We start from the raw sequence: 21,664 nt of genomic DNA, 5'->3' as shown, positions 1-21,664 counted from the left end.
CACAAGCGCTTATTAAAGGTCTCGCCCATTGACAAGCTAGCATTCAGCAAACAAGAACCCTCTCTTATTCTGCACTGTTCTTCCCCCAAAATCTCATCATATTCATTGATGCTGTTCCTTTAGATTTTGAGGTGCATTAGTTTGTTCCTTATAATTGTGAATTAAGCTATTTTGCTGATCCATAGTAAAAGGCAAGGCAACGCTTTGCAGGAAGATCTTTCTAAGTTCTGATATCGCTCAACTAGGCTAAGGCTTATACCTATAAAGACTCCATCGAGAGTACTTTTGACAACGTTCCCACGCAAACAAAGAACATTAGAATCCTTTATTAGCAAGCTTTTCAGCCTTAAGTCCGTGCTCTATCAGATAGAGAAACGCTATATTTTTTCAAAATAGCTAAAGCACAAACAACCAGTTTAGTAGATCTCCTTAAATTGCTGAGTATAAAAACTCCTAAGTATCATTACTACTGATAGATAACCCCCCAAACTCTACGCGATTCTGTCTAGACTCTTCATATTGAGCAGATTCACAACCTTAGATTTTTTCTTTGTAATCAAAGATAATTACACCACGGGTTATAGCTCAAGCAAATCAATATATAGACATGTCTAACCCTGATATCAACAGATTTTGATAGTGTCAGTGCATGAGACATGAGCAGTAACACCATCGTTAATGATATTAAAAACGCTATATATTTTTAGACTTCATTCAGACAGATCAGTAGAACCCCTATTAAACAAAGGTTTACATCGGTCATCACCGAAACACCCAAACGGAGTCTTGCATAGTCTTACGGAGTCTTATTCAAAAATATCCGCCGACTGGCCGATATAAATTAATGATGACCGATTGGCACCTTTTTTTTGTTTGCTGTGGACAAAGTAAACCCTTAATTCACTGATTTTTACTAGCAAATTTTGTTGTTACTTTGAGTAAACATACGTCTAACCATAATCAATATATCAACCATAATCAGTGTTTCAATGAAGTTCCTACGAGTTTTTATGGATAACCCATAAAGCACAACCCATTAATTCTCTTTGATATTACCGACAGGAGGGTCTCACCCCTCTCGACTGTCCGCAAAAACTTCTAGTATGTTGAGTATGAAAACAATCATATTCAAAGCGTGCTGGCATCAGTTTTTGCTCAAACACCCAAGTGTTCTTCGAGCTAGCTCTGAAAATATTGTTTATATCTGAAACGAGCATCAAAACGATCTGATGCTTTCATGTCTTGCTCCAGAAAACTCATTTGCTTGTGTTTTTCTCTCAAGATATATGAAAAATCCATCTGGCAGCCATAGTATTCTGCACAGTAGAAAATCATGACGCCACCTAAATATTTATTGGAATGTACCGGTCATGTCACGGGACGCACTTATTGTCGGCATTAATCAATACCAGACATTACCTAGACTCACAGCAGCAGCTAAAGATGCAGAAGGCATCGCTAACTTGTTGGAGAACCATGGTAATTTCCGTGTACGTAGGTTACCGGAAATCATACAAAATCAGCGTCCCAAAGTAGGCCAACAAACATTAGTATCTACACAACAATTAGAAAATAGCTTAGTTAGACTTCTACTGCCCAAAGGCAATCATATTCCCGAAGCTGTCTTTTTTTATTTTTCAGGCCATGGGCTTCAGCGTGAAATAGGTATACGAGAGGGATATCTCGCCACTAGTGAAACTCAGCCAAACAATTCAAATAATAGTGGCATATCATTGTCCTGGCTGCGCCGACTTATTAAACATAGCCCTATCAGACAAATCATCATTATTTTAGATTGTTGTCATAGTGGTGAGTTTCTTTCACTAAAAGATGAAGCATGGCAAGGCTGTGATGGTCAGAGTTATCTCTTTATAGCAGCATCCCGTGAGTATGAGGAAGCTTATGAGTCATTAAGTAGCGATTATAGTGTGCTCACCCAGGCAGTTATCTCTAGCCTACGGCCTCAAAATTCTAATAGTGGTCGGGTCACAAGTACTGACTTAGTTGCATCTATCACTAATCAACTAAGTGGCGAGCTGCAACAACCCCTCTTTGAACAGGGAGGCAGTGAAATTGTTATTACCCAACACACAGAGCTCTCAACATCTACATCAGAGAACATCTCAATTATCTCTCGCCTCAAACAGTATAGTTTTAACTTTTGTCCCTACCGAGGTCCACATCCCTTTGAAGAGAAACATGCTGAGTATTATTTTGGTCGCGACGAGTTGATACAAGAACTTCTTCAGTCACTCCAACAAACCAATGTCTGTGCCGTAGTAGGAGCATCAGGTAGTGGAAAAACATCACTCCTGCGAGCAGGATTAATTCCCAGATTGTCAGCAGGTAATGATATTTTGGGCAGCGATAATTGGCTTATACGCTATGTCAATCTTGGGACAACGCCATTGAAAACTTTAGCAACCGCGTTCACACTCGGCAGTCGGGAAATAGATGTGGCTAAACAATTATGGCAAGCAGAAGAACTTCTGCGTCATGAATCCAGTGGTCTGATTAACTTAGCTACTGCTGCATTACTAAAACAACCTACTGGCACTAAGTTATGGCTCGTTATTGATCAGTTTGAAGAGCTATTAATGCCAACGACGGATCCCCTAGTTCAACAAGAACGTGCTCAGGTTATGGAAGTTTTAGTCACCGCATTGCGTTGTTCATCCATAGCCTTAGGCGTTGTTATTGGCATCCGTTCAGATGCTCTCGACCATCTGACATGCCATAGCGAGATGTTTTCGCTAATCGAAAATAATCAGGTTGTCATCAAGCCGATGAATTACCAAGCAATCCGAAGTGTGATTGAGAAACCTGCTGAGAAGCTGGGGCTCAAAATAGACCCTCATTTAGTACATCATTTAACGTTAGATCTCACTGGAGCTCCCGGTGAACTAGCCTTGCTACAAAGTATTCTATATGAACTTTGGCAACATCGGACCCCTATGTCCTATAGCAAAGGCGGTCCTTGTCTCTCAGTAGATAGCTATATGAAGTTAGGGCGTTTATCGCAAATGCTCACGAACAGAGCAACAACTTTTTATGAATCCTTACCAGCAAATGAACAAGCGATCGCAAAACGTATTTTTATTGCTCTATGTGATTTAGGGGACGGTCGCCTGGATCAGGGTCGTTCCGTTCGCAAATCTGAGCTGATCAATCCACAATTTTCCGCAGTGATGGTTGAGCGAATGTTGCAGAAGTTAGTAGCTGCCCGGCTCGTAGTCTCAGATAAACCACACTTAGCAGCACAAACAAACGGTCAGACCATTGCAACAGCAGCTTGGCAAGCTAATCATCATTCCAACCGCTCAGACATGAGCATCATCGCTCACTGGTGTGAACAGGGAATAACATCCGACGAAAGGATTGAACTAGCCCATAAATCTTTGGTATCAGACTGGCATCTACTACGACAGTGGCTACAGGCTGATCGTCCTGCGTTACGTCAGCAGCGGGACCTTGAAACCCGTGCATGGATATGGCACTCCCGTGGGGAATTAAAATGCTCTGACTATCTATTAGGGCAAAAGTACTTAAACGATATTAGTCAGTTCTTGTTGGTACATGGGCAAGAGCTTTCTACATTGGCTCAAAAATTTATACAACTGAGTAAACGTACTGCCATTTATCAGCAATGGCGAAATCGCAGTGTAGCTGTTCTATTACCACTAGCAGTAATGGCAGGTATGACGGCTTCCTTGGTACGCCACCAGTTAACAATGACCTGGCAGAGTCGCACCGCACCCGGAATCATGACACCGCTATCCACCCAGCAGTGGAGTAGAGCAGGCAACACAATCAGCCCGCAACTACCTCAACGCTGGGGCATCAAAGGGACAGATCAGCTGGCAATGACCTCTCAAATCTTAGACTTTAGACGCAGGCATCCAAACTCTGAATTGAATCAGCTCTCTATTATTCAGCTCACGACCCTCATGACACCCGGCGTGATCATGGCCAACTCAGCAACATTACCGGATGAAAACAGCGTCTTGGGGAATGATGAGGCAGGCATTGAACCCTAGGGTCTATATTTGAAAGGTCTCACCAACCTGCGACAATCAATGTCGGCTAGACAGAGGCAATAGAAACTGGACATGATGGGCTAAAAAATCAGACTTATGAGCAAACGGTATGTTGACTATTGGCTACTGGCTTCATTGTCATTTATGCTGGGAGCCATTGTTATTCCCAGCATCTAATCACTGGCAGAGGTACACTTTAATGATGCACAGCATTTTCAAGAAATGGCCGTTGAGACGGTTGCTACAACAAGGATTTCTGAGTGTGCTAATAGGGTGCATATGGTGTCTAGGAGCCTCTACAGCCGTAGCAGAAACGGCCCAGGCAACATTTGCAGGGGGCTGTTTTTGGTGTATAGAGCATCCCTTTGATGAGCTACAAGGGGTAACAGATACCACCTCAGGCTACATGGGAGGCACAGTTGAAAACCCTAGCTATCGTCAGGTCTCCTCAGGGGCAACAGGCCATGCAGAGGTTGTACAGATTCAGTATGACCCCGACATCATCAGCTATGAAACACTTTTAGATACCTTTTGGCGAAATGTAGATCCCCTGGATAGCCAAGGGCAGTTTTGCGACAAAGGTAGCCAATATCGATCGATCATCTTTTATAAAAATGAAATTCAGCGTCAGCTTGCTGAAACGTCAAAAGAAGTAGTGAGTGATTTATTTGATCAACCCATTGCCACTGACTTGCTACCAGCAGACACGTTTTATCCGGCAGAAGATTACCACCAGAATTATTATCAGACTCATCCAGCTCGCTATCGGTTATATCGCTTTGGTTGTGGTCGTGATCAGCGTTTAGGAGAGCTTTGGGGTAATTTAAACGAGTAATCTCAATTTGAGTGCATGTTGTGACGATGATTCCCATCGGCAGAATCACTTCAATTGACAGCCGATATATATCTATCTGCTCAAGGGATAAAAAACTGACTAAAGTAAAGGGTAGATGTAATCCAATAAGTGCCCATGACTGCTGTACAGCTTTCTGCGCGCGATATCATGCGTGCCGCCTACGAAAACCGCTACACCTGGGATGGAAACTTCCCTGGCTACACTACAGATGTCGAATTTAAGCATGGTGAGCAAACCTATATTGGGAAAGCTCGAGTTAATCCCGACCTGTCAGCTGAGGTTTTTGATATTGAGGATGAGGCAGCGCTGAAGCTGGTTAAAGGGCAACTCTGGGAGGTTGCCATTCATCGAGTACGCCGTGAGTTTGAAGATACCCATGGAAAAAATACATTTGCCATGGGTGACACTGATGAGCGTGGAGCTGTGGAGATCCTGGTCGAAGGAAAATCCACTGGTGATAAGTACAAGGTTCTTGATAATGAGGTGGTGCTAGTTCATCGCCACATTCACGGCGTAGTCGTTACTATTAACACCTTTAGCACTCACGACACTGGTGCCGGCTACTTATCCCATACCTATGATTCGGTATACCACGACCCAAAAACTGGAGAGCAGAAAAAAGGGCGTAGCGAATTTACCGACGAGTACGACAAAGTAGGTGATTACTTTATCTTGACTCGTCGTGCGATCTCATCTGATGATGAGGGCGACATGGAGTTCAACTTCTCCAATATTCAGTTCCTAGCCACCGCAGCTAAATAACGAATAAATAGCCAAAACAATCAGTCACAAATTATTTGACTCGCTGCCCGCTCTACAGTTTTACTAACGGAGCGGGCATTGTTTACGTAGATTTTCCGTCACTGCCCCCACCTGCGCTTCAGAATCTAGCTGTAGTGTACGCACATCGGTTTTAATCTGATCGTTAGGGTCAGGGTTGCTAGCTATCAACTCCGCCGCTTGATAGCGATAGTCCGAAGCTTGCTGATATACCTCAACAAGCTGGAACTGAATCGTTTGCAACTTGCGATTTGAGATCAGCAGACTATCAAGTACCTGGGACACATCATAGTAAATGCGGCCAATCTGACGCTCAATGCCCTGGTTGTAGTCCGAGCCACCCAGATTGCCTTCATTGATTTCTTGAATACGTAAGTTGCCCTCTGCTAGCGCTCCATTAATTAAGGAACAGTCTTCACGAGGAGTACAGCTAGTCAAAATTAGGGCCGCCGAAACACTTAACGATAAAACTAAGCGACCTACGATACGAGAACAATAAAAAGTGGACATATAAGATTTATACATACAGTGATTGGGTTGCGACGAAGGCCCCTTTGGCTTTATGCGTCTCCCGATTTCCAGTGAAAAGACATTAGCCAACTTCCACAGGACAAGCAGCAATATTATCGCTTCTTAGTTTTACAGGTTACTAGGGTTACCCCAGGACAGCTGGAATTCAAACATACTGACATAGAGGAAATTAAATTGAACATTGGGTTTCTAGGTACAGGGCTGATGGGTACCCCCATGGCACAGCTGCTCCAATCAGCTGGATATCAAGTATATGCGTGGAACCGCAGTGCTCATAAGTTAGAGGGGCTGTTAGCAACAGGGGTTAAACAGGCAGAGACTCCTGCTAGTGCGATCGTAGCTTCCCAACTGATTATCCTGATGTTGACCAATGCTGCCGCCATCGAGACCACACTCTTAAGTCCAGAAGCTAAGGCAGAGCTAACGGGCAAAACAGTGTTACAAATGGGAACCATCGCCCCTCAAGAAAGTAAAGCCATTGCCCAAGCCGTCCAAGCGGCTGGTGGCGATTATTTCGAAGCGCCTGTTCTCGGCAGCATCCCCGAAGCCAAAGCAGGCACTTTAATTGTGATGGTAGGGGCCACCCCAGAGCAATTTGCTCAATGGCGACCCATTTTGGCATGTTTTGGGCCAGAACCTCAGTTAATGGGTCCAGTGGGTGCAGGCAGTGGTGTCAAACTGGCTATGAACCAGCTGATTGGCACCCTGACCACTGCCTTCTCCATGAGTTTAGGACTGGTCCAGCAAGAAAGCATCGACGTTGAGAAATTCATGGCCATCGTGCGACAAAGTGCACTCTACGCTCCCACCTTTGACAAAAAATTAGGCCGTATGTGCGATCGCAATTTTGCCAATCCCAATTTCCCCAGCAAGCATCTACTCAAAGACATGAACCTGTTTGTGCAAGCTGCCGACACCTTTAACGCCGACGTCGCCAAAAGTGTGGCTCATATGGTGCAACAAGCCGTAGACAAAGGACTAGCTGACCAAGATTATTCAGCCGTGTTTGCCGCTGTGAATGAATAATTTTGAGTGCTGAGTGTTGAATTTTGAGTGACATCCACCCACCAAACTTCAACACTCTGAACGCAATACTCCCAAAACTAGGCGGTCAGGGCCTTAGCTTTTACGGGTTCTGACAGGGCTCCAAATCGGCGATCGCGATTTTGGAAGGCTAGCAGTGCCTGGTGAAACTGTTGGCGGTCAAACTGGGGCCAAAATACATTAGTAAAGTACATCTCGGCGTAGGCCATTTGCCATAGTAAAAAATTGCTGAGCCGCTGCTCGCCACTGGTGCGAATTAACAGATCTGGATCGCTACAGCCAGAAGTATAGAGATGACGTTCCAACAGCTCTTCAGTAATCGCATCAGCAGACAGCTCACCCTGCTCAACACGTTCAGCAACCGAGCGACAGGCCTGAGTAATTTCATGGCGGCTACCGTAATTGATAGCAACATTAAACTCCACAGCATCGTTATGTTTGGTTTGCTCCATAGAGCGTTCCATTTCACGACGCAGGGATGTATGTAAACCGTCTAGATCACCAATAAAACGAATACGTACCCCCTCTGCATGCATTTCCGCTAACTCTTTGCGTAGCAAGCGCTCAAACAGAACCATCAGAAAATCGACTTCTTCGTGGGGACGTCGCCAATTCTCAGTCGAGAAGGCATAGGCAGTTAGAGCTCCAATCCCCCAATCCTTACAGCAGCGCAGCAAATCTTTGAGCACAATGGCCCCTCGACGATGGCCTTCAATCCGGGGTAAACCTTGGCTCTGAGCCCAGCGGCCATTGCCATCCATAATCACAGCAACGTGGTTAGGTAGACCGCGAGGGTCAAGGTCAGACGGTAGAGTTTTCAGAGTTTGGATCGTCATAATTGCAGATACGTATTGCTCCAAATATGCCTTAAACGTGAATGGCCTGTCTGTGCTGTCACGCAACCGATATAGTCAAGTTCAAGGAAAAATTAAAATATTGGCTCTTACGAAACCATTGACTTTCATACAATCATCCACACAACGCTCCTTAACTAAGAACGGTGACATGATTCAAGGATGCCCTAAATCATTGAAATTTAGACGTCTCTATAATCTATGAACAGCAGACTACAGAAAGTGCATCAAAATCCTTTGATTAAAAGACAGGTCAGACCAGTGTACCCCCTTGCTTGTTTACACCCTATAGGGTTCTTTGTCTGAGATTGTAGGTAAGGGTTTGAATTTAAAGGTCTGAAAAAGTCGGAATATCCTATGCGCAATGGCTTGGAAGATAACGGTAGTCTATCAATGGTTTTCCATTGACTGTGGCCGATGGGTGTCGATACTGCTATCGAATTTACGGATTATCTACTCTATGAGAAAACAGGACAACACCTCAGTGACCTGCAATGCTGCATATTGAAGCAGGTATGGGGAGGCAAAACCTACCGTGCGATCGCAACCATTGCTGGCTATAGTGAAGGTCATGTAAAAGATGTCGCGTCTCAGTTATGGCGCTTGCTTTCCGATGTATTAGGGGAGCGCATTACTAAGGGTAATTACCGTTCACGGCTGGTCTACTGGCTGAAACGTGCCAAACGCAAAATGGTGCACGTTGCTGAGGAAGCCTGGCCCCGCGTTAGTGCATCGCATACCTCGCAATCCACTCAAAAAACGATCCCAAACAGCGAATCGCCAATTTTAGATCCACATTTTATTGGTCGGAGCGCAGCGCTTGAAACAATCAATACCATTAGTCATCAAGGGCACAAAATCATCGTTATTCAAGGTGAGGGCGGGCTAGGCAAAACCACCCTCGCCCAGCATTATTTACGGCAAATGACATTCGATGTAGTGCTAGAGTGGCGTATTGCGCAGGAAACCTCCAGCTTAACTGCGGTTAAAAATATTCTCGACGAGTGGCTGCGTCAGGATCTCAATGATGAACCCGGTCAGGACTTGAGTATTAGCCTGAGTCGATTAAAACGTCATCTAAAACAAAAACGCGTTGGTATTCTCATTGACAACCTTGAGCCCGCTCTAGATGGTGATGGACAATTTGTTATTGAGGCTCGTTGTTATGCAGAACTCCTAAAGTTGTTAGCGGATTTTTCCATTAATGCAACAACCTTAATAACTAGCCGCGATCGTCTCTGTGAGCCAGGCATCCGAGCGTATCATTATCGCCTACCTCGTCTCACCTTTACAGATTGGCAACAGTGTTTTACCTATCATCAATTGCGCCTACCTGAGGTTGACAAGATTTTGCAGAGGTTACACCGTGCCTATGGTGGTAACGCCAAGGCAATGGAGATTTTATGTAGTACAGTACAAACTGATTTCAATGGTGACCTAGAGGCCTATTGGCAAGCTTACGGCGCAGACCCGTTAGCAGAGATTGATTTAAATAACCTGGTCATCAGCCAAATCAATCGACTCCAGTGCCTCGACCTCATAGCGTATCAACTCTTGTGTCGTCTGAGCTGTTATCGCTATCAAACCATTGCTACACTATCGCTGCCTGCTGTTCTGGCTCAATGTAACAGTACCGACGGTCAGCGGGCGATTTCATCTCTTCGCAACCGCTCACTGATTGAGATGGAAAATGGCCAATATTGGCTGCATCCAGTCATTCGTGCTGTCGCGATTGAACGGCTACGACAAAGCGACCTCTGGTATCAGGCTAATCAGGTAGCTGCCCAGTATTGGACTAATAGCATAGAGAAACTAACAGAACTGCTAGATGCTCAGAAAGCATTGGAAGCCTACTATCACTATGTTGCGATCGATGAATATCAGGCAGCAGCACAGGTGCTGTTGCAGAGCCGTCATAACCAATGGCAACAGTTCTTACCCCTGGCCAGTAGCCTGTATCGCATGGGCTTATTGCAACCTGTCAGCACATTAATTTTAGAAGTGTTATCCCATCTGGAAACGGCACCTGACCCATTGCCCCAGGTGAGCGAACTCCGTAATATTCTGGGCGATATTTATTGGATTACGGGGGAAATTAGTCAGGCCATTGAATGTCAGCAAGGTGCGATCTCAACTACTCAGCAGCGACTAGCGATTACGGATCCAGCAGATTCCCTCAACCACTATTACCTCCAGATGTTAAACATCGATTCACGGTTGAGCCTGGGACTGTATGCCATGGATCTATGGGAACTAGACCAAGCCAAAGCAGCCTTTAATACCGTTATAGAACTTGGGCAAGATACCCCACATCAGGCTTGGGCAGATAAGGCAATGGTTGCCCTGGCCCTGGCCCTGGCCTATCATAATCAAACGAAAGCTGCCCACACCCTCGCTAGCCAATGCCTCAGCACCTTTGCCCATCACAGTCCAAAGTCAGGCAGACTCGCCTATTTTATCCAGCTTTTGGGGCAAACCTATGGTCAGCTAGGGGATATGGAACAAGCTGAAACATTACATCAGCAGGCCCTCACATTTGCTGATGTTGGCCATTATCTACAAGTAAAAGCAAAAGCTCTGACTGGATTAGCCACCATTGCCCGCCAGCGTCAGCATATGGATAGGGCAATGGACTATCACAGACAGTCCATTGCCCTATTTCATAGCATTGGTGCCAAGTGCGACCTAGCCAATGCCCATGTGGAACTAGGACATAGCTATATGAGCCTTCATCAAAAAGATACTGCCCATGAGCACTGGCATCGTGCCCTAGCTTTATACTCTGATATTCATGCCCAAAAACAGGTTAACCGAGTAGAAAAACTATTAGGTTAAATGACTGACTGTAGAGTCAAATCAATTGATATTAAAAAAACAGCCTGTTCATTTTGAAAATCAGTGAGTCCCAGTATAAGCCGCTATCTACAGGCGGGTTTTATAGGCAGATCATACGAAATACTGATTTCTTCATCAGCGATTTATCCAACTATCGAAGTTACTGACTATTCTAGAAATGTGCCGAACGAGCACATCAGCAATCTTCCCCGAGACAGAAGGTAGCTGTCAGTACGATCTAGTCTCTTTGATTCTGAAAGCCAATGATTAGACTGTGCGGTGCAAACCGGCAGTCTTTTTTTTGCGCATCTCACTTTCCAATCAAAAACCACGTATTGTAAAAGGTAAAAATACTGCCTTTAATCAAGAAGTTTTATTCATTTTCAGGCACTATCTTCCCTAAAAAATAGCAATCACAAAAAACTGTTACAGCTACAGAAATCATTAATATTGATTAGTATGCGAATGAAGACCTGTGTAGCCCTATTCTTGACACATCATATCAATTGGCGTTCTCTTTTTGTTGTCGCGATCGCAACGTTGTTGCATCAATACCGTCATCGCTCACAGCCTCGAACACAACTTGATCATCCTGAGACAGCCCTTCCAGATAATAAATCCATTCGAAGATAGCCTTTGTGCTGAGTATGTGAAACGCAGAGATAATCACTAAGAGGTGCTTCAGTGCCATAGGCTCAATGTGAATCATGGGAGAGAAAAACACATTACCAATGGTGTCATAGGAACTTGTTGCCACTAAAACCTTGGCTGGATCTACTCAATTGCTGCTGCTGCGAATTGTTCGACGGCATCAAAGCCTAAGCCTTTACGCAGAATGACTGGCTCATCTTCAGTCATATCCAAAATCGTCGATGCCAGATAGCTCGGCTCAGCTTCACTATCAATAATCAGATCAACCTGCTTCTCTAAAGCATCAAACAACTCATAGCGAGAGAAGTAAGCTTCATCCATATCCCCCGTATGGGCCGACGTGGAAATAATCGGGTTGCCCAGACTCTTCAAGAGTGCCTGACACACTGCACTATCCGGCACCCGAATCCCTGTCGTCTTACGTTTAGGATTCATCACTAGCTTCGGCACTAATTTTGTCGCAGGCAAAATAAATGTATAGGGTCCTGGCACCAGATAACGCATTGTCCGATAGGCCGGATCACTGACATAGGCATACTCAGCAATATTCGACAGCGACGAGCACAGAAATGTCAGGGGTTTATCATTTGACAGTTTCTTGAGCTGCCGTACCCGCTTAATGGCATTCTTAGACAGCAAATCACAGCCAATAGCATAAACAGTATCAGTGGCGTAGAGCATCACCGCACCACTTTGCAACTGCTTACGAATTTTCTCGACTTTAAACAATTGAGGCGACTCTGGATGGAGAGTATAAATTGTAGCCATGGGTCGAGCCCTCACTCGTGACTCGCTACTGCAAACTGTATCGTAACGAGTGCTACCGTATTTTTACGAAAACGGCTAATTCTCTTAACAAAAGTCCTATGGTCACCTCCAGCTTTGAAACACGTGTACCACTACATCAGCAAACGTTTTCCTTAGATCACGCGGCGTTCACTAAGTTACTTACCCACACCGAAAACCTACTGATCATTCAAGATTTGGATGGAGTGTGCATGGGACTGGTTAAAGATCCCCTCAACCGTGAAATCCATCCATCATATGTAGAAGCTGTCACAGCCTATGATGGTCATTTTTTTGTTCTGACCAATGGTGAACACATTGGCAAACGAGGAATTAACGGCATTATTGAAAAGGCATTAGGGAAAGACGTGAGCGATTGTCACTTACCAGGGCTAGCAGCCGGAGGTGTGCAGTGGCAGGACCGCTACGGCCAGTTAAACCACCCTGGCGTCAGTGATGATGAGCTCATTTTTCTTCAATCTGTCCCCAATCGGATTACAACAGCCCTGCGTGAGTTTTTGAACAACCTTAACCACGGTTTATCCTCAGAAGTTCTAAACCACTGCATCAATGCATCAGTACTAGACAATATGGCATCCCCTACAGCCAACCTCAACACGTTTTACGAAAAGCTTGCCAATCCAGCGCTTTATCAACAAATTCAAGAACACATGAAAGTGCTAATGGATCAGCTTTTGACAGAGGCTGTAGAAAAAGGCTTGGGGGACTCATTTTTTGTGCACTATGCCCCTAACTTAGGGCGCAACAACAATGGTGACGAAGCTGTATGGTGGGCCAATGAGACCACTTCAGGCACCACAGATTTTCAATTTATGCTGCGCGGAGCCATTAAGGAAGCTGGAGTACTGGCTTTACTTAATCGCTATTACTTCAAGAAAATAGGGGTACACCCCTTAGGGATTGGATTTAATGCGCGGCAAGCCCCTAGAACGATGGATGATATGTTGGCTCTGGTCAAGCAAGACTTTGACCCGGCGCACATGCCGCTGATCATTGGTGTTGGTGATACGGTTACCAGCCAGGCTGTGGAGACAGAAGATGGATTGGTGTTTCAGCGTGGTGGGAGCGATCGCAACTTCCTCCAGCTGATCCAAAATATCGGCCACGTCTTTAATAATGGCAATCTCGTCGCCTATGTCGACAGCAGTGGTGGAGAACTTAAAAACCGTCGTCCCGTCCAAGTGGAGACCCAAAATGGTATCTCAAAAGTAACCCAAGGCCCTGGTGATCCACGGGATAATAGCGACCCGCTAAAGCTAAATGTGGTTTTTCCTGGTGGTCATCAGCAATATTGCCAGATATTCGAAACAGGTGCCCACGGGCGGCGACAATTGTAACCTGAGAGGGTCAGCTTCGGAATTCATTGGGCGGTATAGCCATCAAGCTGGGCAGGCTCGCGACACCGACGCCTCAACCACAATATCCGGGACCGATACTAGAGCATTGCGATGGCAACTGTCATCGCAATGCTCTATCTACCTAAGGTGCAATCGGAAAGCAGATAGTCTCGATACGGTGGCATCTCATGCTCATAACAGCCGCGCTGCGCAATGGTGCAGGCATGATTGGCGAAGCTAAATGAACAAAGGATCATATTAGTCAGCCAACAAAAAATGAAACCCTTAAAGTAGGACTAAAACGTTACAAAACTGACTCTAACCAATTTTCTAAATTGATAAAGATAATCAATCGAAGACTTATATAAACCGTTGTAAACTTGAGTAAAGGCCATCGATCAGACCATGTCGCTAGTGCTACATTAATCCTATAGAAACAACTGAATAGCTGTCAGGCAAATCCAATTGTTCCTGACATTTGAAATCCAAATCTTCTTCAGGTTTAGCTATGTGTCTAAGTAGGGTTAGCATCATTTCAAGTAATTGAAAAAAGCAACCAAATCTCAATCGATATAAGGCAAGTAGCAAATTTGAATCGTAAACCCTAGCAACTTAATCTTATCTATTTCTCCAACCAAATTAACAGTAGACTAGCGATTGTTTTTGAGTTTTGCCAAGTTAAAAGGGACCAGTTAGAAATAACTGGTCCCTATTTTAATGAATAATTTTAGACCGCATAAATCTGTACTAAGCCAATAGTTAAAGCAATAATGATTGATTGGCTAGCCCTCGTCATTGGGAATACGCGATGGCACTGGGCCTGGTTTCAGGATGATCACTTACAACACGTTTGGCACCATGAACATCTAGTCAATAGCCAAACACCCACCCCAGACTTATCCTCAATTTTGGCAGCCCATGCCCCCTCTCAGATACGGCTCTTACCAATTGAATCTCTCAATATTTGGGCTGTTTCAGTGGTGCCCAGCCAAACACGGGGGGTGGAACATATATCTACGATTCGATGGCTCCGTCATTTTCCTTTAGAGAAGGTGTATCCCACCATGGGGCTGGATCGCATTGTTACGCTTTGGGGCGCGGGTCAGCACTATAGTTGGCCTACTTTGGTCATCGATGGAGGTACCGCACTGACATTTACAGCGGGAGACGCTGGTACGTTTGTGGGAGGAGCCATTTTATTGGGCGTGCGATCGCATCTAGCTGCCTTACATCACTACACCGCAGCACTCCCCCATCTCAGCCCGCCGCCACACTTACCAACACGGTGGGCTCAGGATACTCCTAGTGCCATTCAAGGCGGTGTAATTCATACCATCCTGGCTAGCATCCATGAATTTATTCACAGCTGGATCAGCCAATATCCTGACACATCTATTCTATTCACAGGCGGTGACGGCGAGTATCTCCATCGCCTTTACCTGGCGCAATATCAGATACAACAAAACCAGGCTCTAGTAAATAGAACCTGGTTTGATCCAAACCTTATGTTTTGGGGAATCTCTGCTTACCGCAAGGAGGAAACTCGAGAACTATAGGCTGTAGTATCAGTACCGGCTGTCGCTGAAGGAATTGCTGATTCGTTATCCATTTGCTGTAGACGCACTACTCGATCACGAGGATTTGGGTGCGTGCTAAAGATAGCTGGTGGGCTGTTGCCACTATCTAGCTTTTGCATCAGCGTTGCCATACCAGTCTGATCATAGCCAGCTTCACCCATGGTGACAAAGCCATGTTCGTCAGCTACAAGCTCATCTCTACGGCTGTTGGGCAGAGTCAATGCCACATCCACAGCAATCCCCACCATTTGGTTGCGGCTCAGCCCAAAGGCCCCGGCCACACCCTGGGCAATGGCAACATCTCGCATCTGATCAAGGGCATGCTTTTCGGCAATGTGTCCAATTTCGTGTCCAAGCACCCCTGCAACCTCTGCCTCATTGTCAGCCGCGGCGAGCAGACCAGTCGTAATGTATACATACCCCCCCATCGTGGCAAACGCATTAATGCTGTCGTCTTCAACCACCTGAAATACGTAGGGGATATCTGGACGATCGCTATGGGGAATCAGGCTCTGACCAATTTGATCTACATAAGCTGTGAGGGAGGAATCTCGATGTAGTCGAAATGAGCTAGAAAGCAGCTGTTGATTAACCTGCTTACCCAGACTAACTTCCTGCTCATCAGACATATTGGTAATCTGAAACACTTGAATCGTCGGCAAAATGATGTCGAGCAAACCGGCAGTAGCAGGTCTTGGTGTAAAGACGCCAAAACTTAACGTCACGAAAAAAGCCATCAAGCCATAGGCTAAACGGCGTTGCCAGCGATTACCCCAGCGGAGAAATGCATTAGACATGGTCAGCTTACTGTAGTGAAACGATGAATCAAACAAAAGACAGGTACGGTCAACTCTGAAGTTGGACAACGACAACAGTCAATTGATGTCCATGGTTTGACCATAACGATAGCTGCCGAGGCTTAATCTGGAGGCTGTGACAGTTAATTGACTGTAAATTTGGGCACTAAACCCAGCTTAAGCAGTCACATGAGGAGGCAGCATTCGTCAACTGGCGGATACTCCATCAATCTACGATTTGACACTGCAACCCAGGCACTGCTTAATAGTCTGACGCCCATTTAATCGACATGCCCCATGGTTAAATACTAACGATTGCTTTGCATATTCTGTATAGAGACGTTGCATGTCTGTTACATTATCGCTTGGGCTAATCAGCGCTTTCAAACGCACTAAGTCTAAATAGTAGGGATTGTTCGGAGTGCCAGAAACTATGGCTATTTTGGATTCTAAAGGCCGCTTATTTGGCAAAATCAGTCTCCTAGATATTGGAGCAGGACTGATTATTCTAATGGTGGCAGTTGCCATATTTTTCTACCCTGGTGCCTCAGGTTCGGTGGCCCCAGTTGGAGCTGTTAATCAGGAGGTCGAAGTCGATGTGATGACTCGAGGTTTGACTGTTCTCAATCCTGAACAGTTTCTAGACGACCTGAAGGCTGAAGGCACTACCAAAATCATTATTCGCAATCAACCCTACGGCCAAGTTACCGTCAAAGATGTGCAAGCTCTGCCCCGTAGCACTGCCGTCCCCCAACCTGATGGCTCAGTGAAATCGTTTCCTGATCCAAGACCTGAACTAGGATTTACGGCTGACATGTTGATCACTCTGACAGGAACCGCCGAGATTACCAAGGATGGTCCTGTCTTAGGCAATAGCAGAATTAAAATTGGCACCCCCATTGAATTAGAAGGCAAAATCTACACGTTTAAAGCTAGTACGGTAGCTGTTCGTATCCTTGAGTGATCCGGCAAAGAATGTGATTTAAATCACATTCTTTGCTCAGCCAACTATCATTCTTTTTTTAAAAGCTCTCAGACTTCTATCAGAGGCTATTCAGATGTGTTGTCCAAAATCACAGATAAGAAAGCATTAAAAACTTCCTTTCTTTGGAGGACACACTATGAAACGCTTCGTACTTTCTGGTTTATCAGTTCTATTAGCTGCTGCTGCTATTACACCTGCTGTTGAAGCTAAAAGTCCTACTCATGATTCTTTAGTAGACACCACTCTTCAGCAGCGTCGGTTAGATGCGTTGGATCAGCGCACGAAGAGCAGTGATTCTTTGGTCAATACTACGCTTCAGCAGCGTCGCCTAGATGAGCTAAATCTACGCACAAAAAGCAGCGGCTCACTAACTGACACGACTATCCAGCAATATCGTCTCGACGCTCTAGATACACGCGATAAGTCATAGTCAATAGCATTTGATCCGCTTTTTCTCAATTAATTTCAGGGCTTAGGGGGCAAATCATTGCCCCCATTTTTTTGGATTATTGGCCAATGTTCTGGGGCAATGGCAGGAGAATCGTTATGATTAAAATTAATTGACATTTCTTAAAGGTTTTTGTCGTCCATGACTGCAGCTGCCGACTCGCAGGGTATTAAGCAATTTTTGGAAAAACGCATTTTACTAGGTCGGCCCCTGACTACTGAGTTAACCGCTATCTTGCTGGTGTACTTTGTGCAAGGCATCTTAGGTCTGGCTCGGTTAGCAATTAGTTTTTTTCTTAAGGATGATTTAGGTCTGAGCCCTGCAGAAGTTGCAGCACTCACCGGAATCGCTAGCTTACCTTGGACCATTAAGCCCCTATTCGGATTCTTATCTGATGGCTTACCTATCATTGGCTATCGCAGACGCCCCTATCTAGTCTTATCGGGCGTGATGGGTACAGCGGCTTGGCTGACCTTGGCAACCCTCGCTAATACCGCTTGGCTAGCGACCACGATGATCTTGCTCAGTTCGCTGTCTGTTGCGATCGCAGACGTGATTGTGGATTCCTTAGTGGTCGAGCGTGCCCGTCAAGAATCCCAGAGCGAAGTTGGCACCCTCCAGTCACTGTGCTGGGGGGCGTCTGCCCTAGGGGGGGTACTAACGGCCTACCTGGGCGGATTACTCTTGGAGCAAACAAGTACCCGCGTAGTTTTTGCGGTAACCGCCACATTTCCCCTAATTGTCTCCGTCGTCGCCTGGCTGATTGCAGAGGAACCGGCCCAAGAAAAAGCAAACTTTCAAACGGTATGGAGTCAGGTCAAACAGCTAAAGGCAGCCTTTAGCCAACGGGTCATTTGGATGCCTGCTTTATTTCTGTTTCTCTGGCAGTCCACCCCCAGTGCTGATTCAGCTTTTTTCTTTTTCACCACTAACGATTTAGGGTTCGAGCCTGAATTTCTAGGACGAGTCCGCCTAGTCACCAGTCTGGCAGCCCTGGTAGGTATCGCTATTTTTCAGCGCTTTCTCAAAGCCGTTCCATTTCGGACAATTTTTGCTTGGTCTACCGTTCTAGCAGCGTTGGGGGGCATGACCACATTGCTTTTGGTGACCCATGCGAATCGCAGCATCGGTATTGACGATCACTGGTTTAGTCTTGGCGATAGCGCAATTCTTACCATCATGGGCCAAATTGCGTTTATGCCTGTGCTGGTCTTGTCAGCAAGACTATGCCCCGCTGGTGTAGAAGCCACCCTCTTTGCGCTGCTAATGTCGATTGTCAATCTGGCCGGTCTTGTTTCCCATGAGCTAGGTGCCCTCTTAACCCATTGGTTGCATGTGACTGAGACAGATTTTGAGAATTTGTGGCTGCTCGTAACCATTACCAGTCTCACGACGTTATTACCACTGCCACTACTATTTTTGCTCCCTAGCACGTCTGCATCGTCAGACATGGAATTATCTGAGGCCGATGGGGAAGACGCTGCTGACAAAGATTCAGCGGCTCCAGAACCGGTACTTACATCGTCATAACGCGCTAGCCAATTAGGTGGTGATTAACATCACACGCAGGCCTTACACATTCACAATTCATACCCGAATCACATCAATTACCTCTTCCTATGCAGACTCTCTCATCTCCCAGTGCTTCCACTAGCTTTGACATGGACGATTGGCGTAGCGGCTATCGTTCACAGCCCAATGAGTATGCCTATGCAATTGAAGACATTGATGGCACCATTCCCGCTGAACTAGAAGGAACACTCTTTCGGAATGGCCCAGGATTACTCGATGTTAACGGTTATCCTGTACACCATCCTTTCGATGGCGATGGCATGATTACGGCCATCTCTATTGCCCAAGGCAAAGCCTATTTTCGCAATCGCTTTGTACGTACCGAGGGTTATGTCAAAGAACGAGCTGCTGGAAAACCTCTCTATCGCGGTGTATTTGGTACCCAAAAACCCGGTGGTCCCATGGCCAATGCCTTTGATTTACGCCTCAAGAACATCGCCAATACCAATGTGATTTATTGGGGCGAAAAATTGCTGGCCCTATGGGAAGCAGCGGAACCCCATCGACTCAATCCTGAGACATTAGACACCCTGGGTCTGGATTACTTAGACGGTGTGCTCAAACCGGGGGAAGCTTTTTCTGCCCATCCACGGATTGATCCAAGTTGCGATCGCACCAACAACCAACCCTGCCTGGTCAACTTCGGCGTTAAAACGGGACTATCTAGCACCATTACCCTCTACGAATTTGATCCAAAAGGCCGCCTGGTGCATACTCACCGCCGCAATATTCCAGGGTTCGCGTTTCTGCACGACTTCGCCATCACCCCGAACTACTGCATCTTCTTTCAAAACCCGGTGAGCTTTAATCCCATACCTTACCTGGCAGGCATCAAAGGAGCTGCTGAATGTATTCAGTTCAATGAGAAACAACCCACACGAGCCATTGTTATTCCCCGCGATGGCATCAGCCCCATTCAAACAGTTGATCTGCAACCCTGCTTTGTTTTCCATCATGCCAATGCGTTCGAGGCTGATGGCAAGCTCTACTTAGATTCCGTTTGCTATCAAGAATTTCCCGATCTTAAAGGTGCAGAAAACTACTTAGAAGCTGATTTTAGTCGAATTCCTGAAGGACAGCTATGGCGTTTTGAATTAGACCTGACCACAGAGACTAGCCAAGCGGACTGTTTAATTGAGCGCGGTTGCGAGTTTCCTGACCTAAACCCCAACAACGTGGGTCGTCCCTACCGCTATTTATACATTGGTGTTGCCCATCAGCCCCAAGGTAATGCCCCTCTCCAGGCTGTACTTAAACGGGATTTAGCCACTGGCAAAGAAGAGATTTGGAGTTTTGCCCCCCGCGGCTTTGCCGGTGAACCGATCTTTGTGCCGCGTCCCAATAGCACAGTTGAAGATGATGGCTGGATTTTAAGTCAGTTTTACAATGCCGAACGCGGTTGCTCAGAGCTAGCAATTTTAGATGCTCAAAATGTGACACAAGGTCCGGTAGCCACACTGAAGCTCCCCCATCATGTGCCCTACGGATTGCATGGTAATTTCACGCAGGATTTTGTGATACCTGCGTAGAACACAACGGTTTTTACCAATACCCAGGCTTCTCACCGTCTCCCTTAATCAGGGATCGTGCCGATTTGTGGCACCAGAAAGTTGAAGCCTGGCAACAGACGGGCACTATGCGTAGTGTAACCAAGTGACAAATAACACCCGTACCGACGATGAATTCTAACCCAACATCAGGTAACAAAACCTTGAACTACCGCTTGCGCACCAATCAACAAGGCATCTGTCTTGATGTCTGGGAAGATAGCCATGCGTTTCCTCCAGGCCAAGCATCTTATCGCTTTTTTGTAACCTATCAGCTCAAATCCGCCGACGATGCCCAGGCCATCCTAGATCGCTACTTGATCGCCAATGACATGTACCACGCCGTACCCTCTAACGATGCAGTAACTCCCATTCATTTAAGAACCCTTGCGGGGTCGCAATCTTGATGCGATTAAGACACATCTTCAGATAGCTGCTGTAGCTCTCGCTGTTCTTCTTCTAAATAATAATCCCCGACATCAGCTCCATTGATAGGAATCGCTTCGTAACGCAGCAAGCCCTCCACATATACTTGCTTACCGACAGCGGGTGGCTCTTGTTGAGTCAAGATCCACACCTGCCCGGTGCCATCATCAATCTGATATAGCCAGCCATTCAAAATCGTTAGATGTTGCTTTACCGAGCCTTGGAGAGGAACCGACCGCTCAACACGCTGGGGTTGACGCAGGGAATCAATCGTAACCGTTGATTGAGGCAGAGAGATAACGGGCACTTGGCCACCCGATGGGGATTGACAAGCGGAACAGATCGTCATGAAGCTGATTCCGAGGCTGAATATAATCAGTCTGTAATTTAAAAAACGCATTGCAAAAGGAGTCTGTCAGGGTTCACGTCTGTCAGGGTCCAATCAAAGCATTCGAGCATCAGTCAATTTAGGAAAGGCTGTGCAACGAATGCATATTGGTTTTGTTTATCAGTTATCAAGCAGGCCATGTTGACTTGAAACGCTCGCATTTGGGTCAAGGAGTAGCCTTTGGTACTCTGG

Annotated in this window: 18 protein-coding genes; 12 read left to right on the top strand and 6 right to left on the bottom strand. The window is 45.9% G+C overall.

What is annotated here, in order from left to right:
- Positions 1-1,370 precede the first annotated feature (1,370 nt).
- From U2F10_RS22480 to U2F10_RS22470, 3 genes are all read left to right on the top strand, one after another.
- Complete coding sequence (locus U2F10_RS22480) at positions 1,371-4,037, top strand: nSTAND1 domain-containing NTPase (RefSeq protein ID WP_499873342.1); 2,667 nt, start codon at positions 1,371-1,373, stop codon at positions 4,035-4,037.
- 202 nt (positions 4,038-4,239) lie between these two features.
- Positions 4,240-4,872 (top strand): peptide-methionine (S)-S-oxide reductase MsrA, encoded by a 633-nt coding sequence (gene msrA / locus U2F10_RS22475; RefSeq protein WP_499873548.1) that lies wholly within the window; start codon positions 4,240-4,242, stop codon positions 4,870-4,872.
- Positions 4,873-5,007: 135 nt separating this feature from the next.
- Positions 5,008-5,655 carry a DUF3386 domain-containing protein gene (locus U2F10_RS22470; RefSeq protein ID WP_163701813.1) on the top strand — a complete coding sequence of 216 codons (648 nt, stop codon included), beginning with the start codon at positions 5,008-5,010 and terminating at the stop codon, positions 5,653-5,655.
- Between the two features lie 63 nt (positions 5,656-5,718).
- On the opposite strand, the gene U2F10_RS22465 is transcribed toward U2F10_RS22470, so the two are convergent.
- Positions 5,719-6,183: a hypothetical protein gene (locus U2F10_RS22465; RefSeq protein WP_163659896.1), complete on the bottom strand. Its 465-nt coding sequence runs from the start codon at positions 6,181-6,183 to the stop codon at positions 5,719-5,721.
- 195 nt (positions 6,184-6,378) lie between these two features.
- On the opposite strand from U2F10_RS22465, the gene U2F10_RS22460 reads away from it, so the two are divergent.
- Positions 6,379-7,230, top strand: coding sequence for an NAD(P)-dependent oxidoreductase (locus U2F10_RS22460; protein WP_499873341.1), 852 nt, complete (start codon positions 6,379-6,381; stop codon positions 7,228-7,230).
- A gap of 77 nt (positions 7,231-7,307) precedes the next feature.
- Here U2F10_RS22460 and uppS read toward each other — a convergent pair whose 3' ends face one another.
- The gene (uppS, locus tag U2F10_RS22455; RefSeq protein WP_163659900.1) at positions 7,308-8,084 is read right to left on the bottom strand and encodes a polyprenyl diphosphate synthase; all 777 of its coding nucleotides are present in this window, start codon (positions 8,082-8,084) and stop codon (positions 7,308-7,310) included.
- Between the two features lie 435 nt (positions 8,085-8,519).
- Between uppS and U2F10_RS22450 the strand changes: the two genes are divergently transcribed.
- Positions 8,520-10,937, top strand: a complete 2,418-nt coding sequence (locus U2F10_RS22450) for a tetratricopeptide repeat protein (protein ID WP_163659902.1) — start codon at positions 8,520-8,522, stop codon at positions 10,935-10,937.
- Positions 10,938-11,439: 502 nt separating this feature from the next.
- On the opposite strand, the gene U2F10_RS22445 is transcribed toward U2F10_RS22450, so the two are convergent.
- On the bottom strand, positions 11,440-11,694 hold the full coding sequence (locus tag U2F10_RS22445; RefSeq protein ID WP_163659904.1) for a hypothetical protein: 255 nt from the start codon (positions 11,692-11,694) through the stop codon (positions 11,440-11,442).
- A 17-nt stretch (positions 11,695-11,711) separates the two neighbouring features.
- Positions 11,712-12,356, bottom strand: coding sequence for an L-threonylcarbamoyladenylate synthase (locus U2F10_RS22440; RefSeq protein WP_163659906.1), 645 nt, complete (start codon positions 12,354-12,356; stop codon positions 11,712-11,714).
- Between the two features lie 98 nt (positions 12,357-12,454).
- Between U2F10_RS22440 and stpA the strand changes: the two genes are divergently transcribed.
- Both stpA and U2F10_RS22430 read left to right on the top strand, forming a co-directional pair.
- Entirely contained in the window at positions 12,455-13,732 is a 1,278-nt protein-coding gene (gene stpA / locus U2F10_RS22435; RefSeq protein WP_499873340.1) for a glucosylglycerol 3-phosphatase, read from the top strand.
- A gap of 770 nt (positions 13,733-14,502) precedes the next feature.
- Positions 14,503-15,288: a pantothenate kinase gene (locus U2F10_RS22430; protein ID WP_163659910.1), complete on the top strand. Its 786-nt coding sequence runs from the start codon at positions 14,503-14,505 to the stop codon at positions 15,286-15,288.
- Here U2F10_RS22430 and U2F10_RS22425 read toward each other — a convergent pair.
- Complete coding sequence (locus U2F10_RS22425) at positions 15,258-16,106, bottom strand: M48 family metallopeptidase (protein WP_163659912.1); 849 nt, start codon at positions 16,104-16,106, stop codon at positions 15,258-15,260. The two genes, U2F10_RS22430 and U2F10_RS22425, sit on opposite strands and share 31 nt — an antisense overlap.
- A 433-nt stretch (positions 16,107-16,539) precedes the next feature.
- Between U2F10_RS22425 and U2F10_RS22420 the strand changes: the two genes are divergently transcribed.
- The 5 genes from U2F10_RS22420 to U2F10_RS22400 all read left to right on the top strand — a co-directional run bounded on the left by U2F10_RS22420 (position 16,540) and on the right by U2F10_RS22400 (position 21,065).
- A complete protein-coding gene (locus U2F10_RS22420) occupies positions 16,540-17,070 on the top strand; it encodes a DUF4330 domain-containing protein (RefSeq protein WP_163659914.1) in 531 nt (176 codons plus the stop codon).
- Between the two features lie 157 nt (positions 17,071-17,227).
- The gene (locus U2F10_RS22415) at positions 17,228-17,521 is read left to right on the top strand and encodes a hypothetical protein (protein ID WP_163659916.1); all 294 of its coding nucleotides are present in this window, start codon (positions 17,228-17,230) and stop codon (positions 17,519-17,521) included.
- 159 nt (positions 17,522-17,680) lie between these two features.
- Positions 17,681-19,069, top strand: coding sequence for a folate/biopterin family MFS transporter (locus U2F10_RS22410; protein WP_163659918.1), 1,389 nt, complete (start codon positions 17,681-17,683; stop codon positions 19,067-19,069).
- A gap of 89 nt (positions 19,070-19,158) precedes the next feature.
- Positions 19,159-20,640 carry a carotenoid oxygenase family protein gene (locus tag U2F10_RS22405; protein ID WP_499873339.1) on the top strand — a complete coding sequence of 494 codons (1,482 nt, stop codon included), beginning with the start codon at positions 19,159-19,161 and terminating at the stop codon, positions 20,638-20,640.
- Positions 20,641-20,789: 149 nt separating this feature from the next.
- Complete coding sequence (locus tag U2F10_RS22400; RefSeq protein WP_499873338.1) at positions 20,790-21,065, top strand: hypothetical protein; 276 nt, start codon at positions 20,790-20,792, stop codon at positions 21,063-21,065.
- Positions 21,066-21,070: 5 nt separating this feature from the next.
- On the opposite strand, the gene U2F10_RS22395 is transcribed toward U2F10_RS22400, so the two are convergent.
- Positions 21,071-21,433: a hypothetical protein gene (locus tag U2F10_RS22395; RefSeq protein ID WP_163659923.1), complete on the bottom strand. Its 363-nt coding sequence runs from the start codon at positions 21,431-21,433 to the stop codon at positions 21,071-21,073.
- Between the last annotated feature and the right edge of the window lie 231 nt (positions 21,434-21,664).

Source organism: Leptothoe sp. EHU-05/26/07-4 (genome assembly GCF_043421015.1).
GTDB classification, from domain to species: domain Bacteria; phylum Cyanobacteriota; class Cyanobacteriia; order Phormidesmidales; family Phormidesmidaceae; genus Leptothoe; species Leptothoe turfae.
This window is presented reverse-complemented; position numbering and strand designations above follow the sequence as displayed.

What these genes read in the sequence shown, in the direction of transcription:
- msrA (WP_499873548.1), top strand. Translation starts at nt 4,240, where the DNA reads ATGCACAGCATTTTCAAGAAATGGCCGTTGAGACGGTTGCTACAACAA.
- U2F10_RS22400 (WP_499873338.1), top strand. Translation starts at nt 20,790, where the DNA reads ATGAATTCTAACCCAACATCAGGTAACAAAACCTTGAACTACCGCTTG.
- U2F10_RS22415 (WP_163659916.1), top strand. Translation starts at nt 17,228, where the DNA reads ATGAAACGCTTCGTACTTTCTGGTTTATCAGTTCTATTAGCTGCTGCT.
- U2F10_RS22425 (WP_163659912.1), bottom strand. Translation starts at nt 16,106, where the DNA reads ATGTCTAATGCATTTCTCCGCTGGGGTAATCGCTGGCAACGCCGTTTA.
- U2F10_RS22440 (WP_163659906.1), bottom strand. Translation starts at nt 12,356, where the DNA reads ATGGCTACAATTTATACTCTCCATCCAGAGTCGCCTCAATTGTTTAAA.
- U2F10_RS22465 (WP_163659896.1), bottom strand. Translation starts at nt 6,183, where the DNA reads ATGTCCACTTTTTATTGTTCTCGTATCGTAGGTCGCTTAGTTTTATCG.
- U2F10_RS22395 (WP_163659923.1), bottom strand. Translation starts at nt 21,433, where the DNA reads ATGACGATCTGTTCCGCTTGTCAATCCCCATCGGGTGGCCAAGTGCCC.
- U2F10_RS22405 (WP_499873339.1), top strand. Translation starts at nt 19,159, where the DNA reads ATGCAGACTCTCTCATCTCCCAGTGCTTCCACTAGCTTTGACATGGAC.
- U2F10_RS22450 (WP_163659902.1), top strand. Translation starts at nt 8,520, where the DNA reads ATGGGTGTCGATACTGCTATCGAATTTACGGATTATCTACTCTATGAG.
- uppS (WP_163659900.1), bottom strand. Translation starts at nt 8,084, where the DNA reads ATGACGATCCAAACTCTGAAAACTCTACCGTCTGACCTTGACCCTCGC.
- U2F10_RS22430 (WP_163659910.1), top strand. Translation starts at nt 14,503, where the DNA reads ATGATTGATTGGCTAGCCCTCGTCATTGGGAATACGCGATGGCACTGG.
- stpA (WP_499873340.1), top strand. Translation starts at nt 12,455, where the DNA reads ATGGTCACCTCCAGCTTTGAAACACGTGTACCACTACATCAGCAAACG.
- U2F10_RS22410 (WP_163659918.1), top strand. Translation starts at nt 17,681, where the DNA reads ATGACTGCAGCTGCCGACTCGCAGGGTATTAAGCAATTTTTGGAAAAA.
- U2F10_RS22420 (WP_163659914.1), top strand. Translation starts at nt 16,540, where the DNA reads ATGGCTATTTTGGATTCTAAAGGCCGCTTATTTGGCAAAATCAGTCTC.
- U2F10_RS22480 (WP_499873342.1), top strand. Translation starts at nt 1,371, where the DNA reads ATGTCACGGGACGCACTTATTGTCGGCATTAATCAATACCAGACATTA.
- U2F10_RS22470 (WP_163701813.1), top strand. Translation starts at nt 5,008, where the DNA reads ATGACTGCTGTACAGCTTTCTGCGCGCGATATCATGCGTGCCGCCTAC.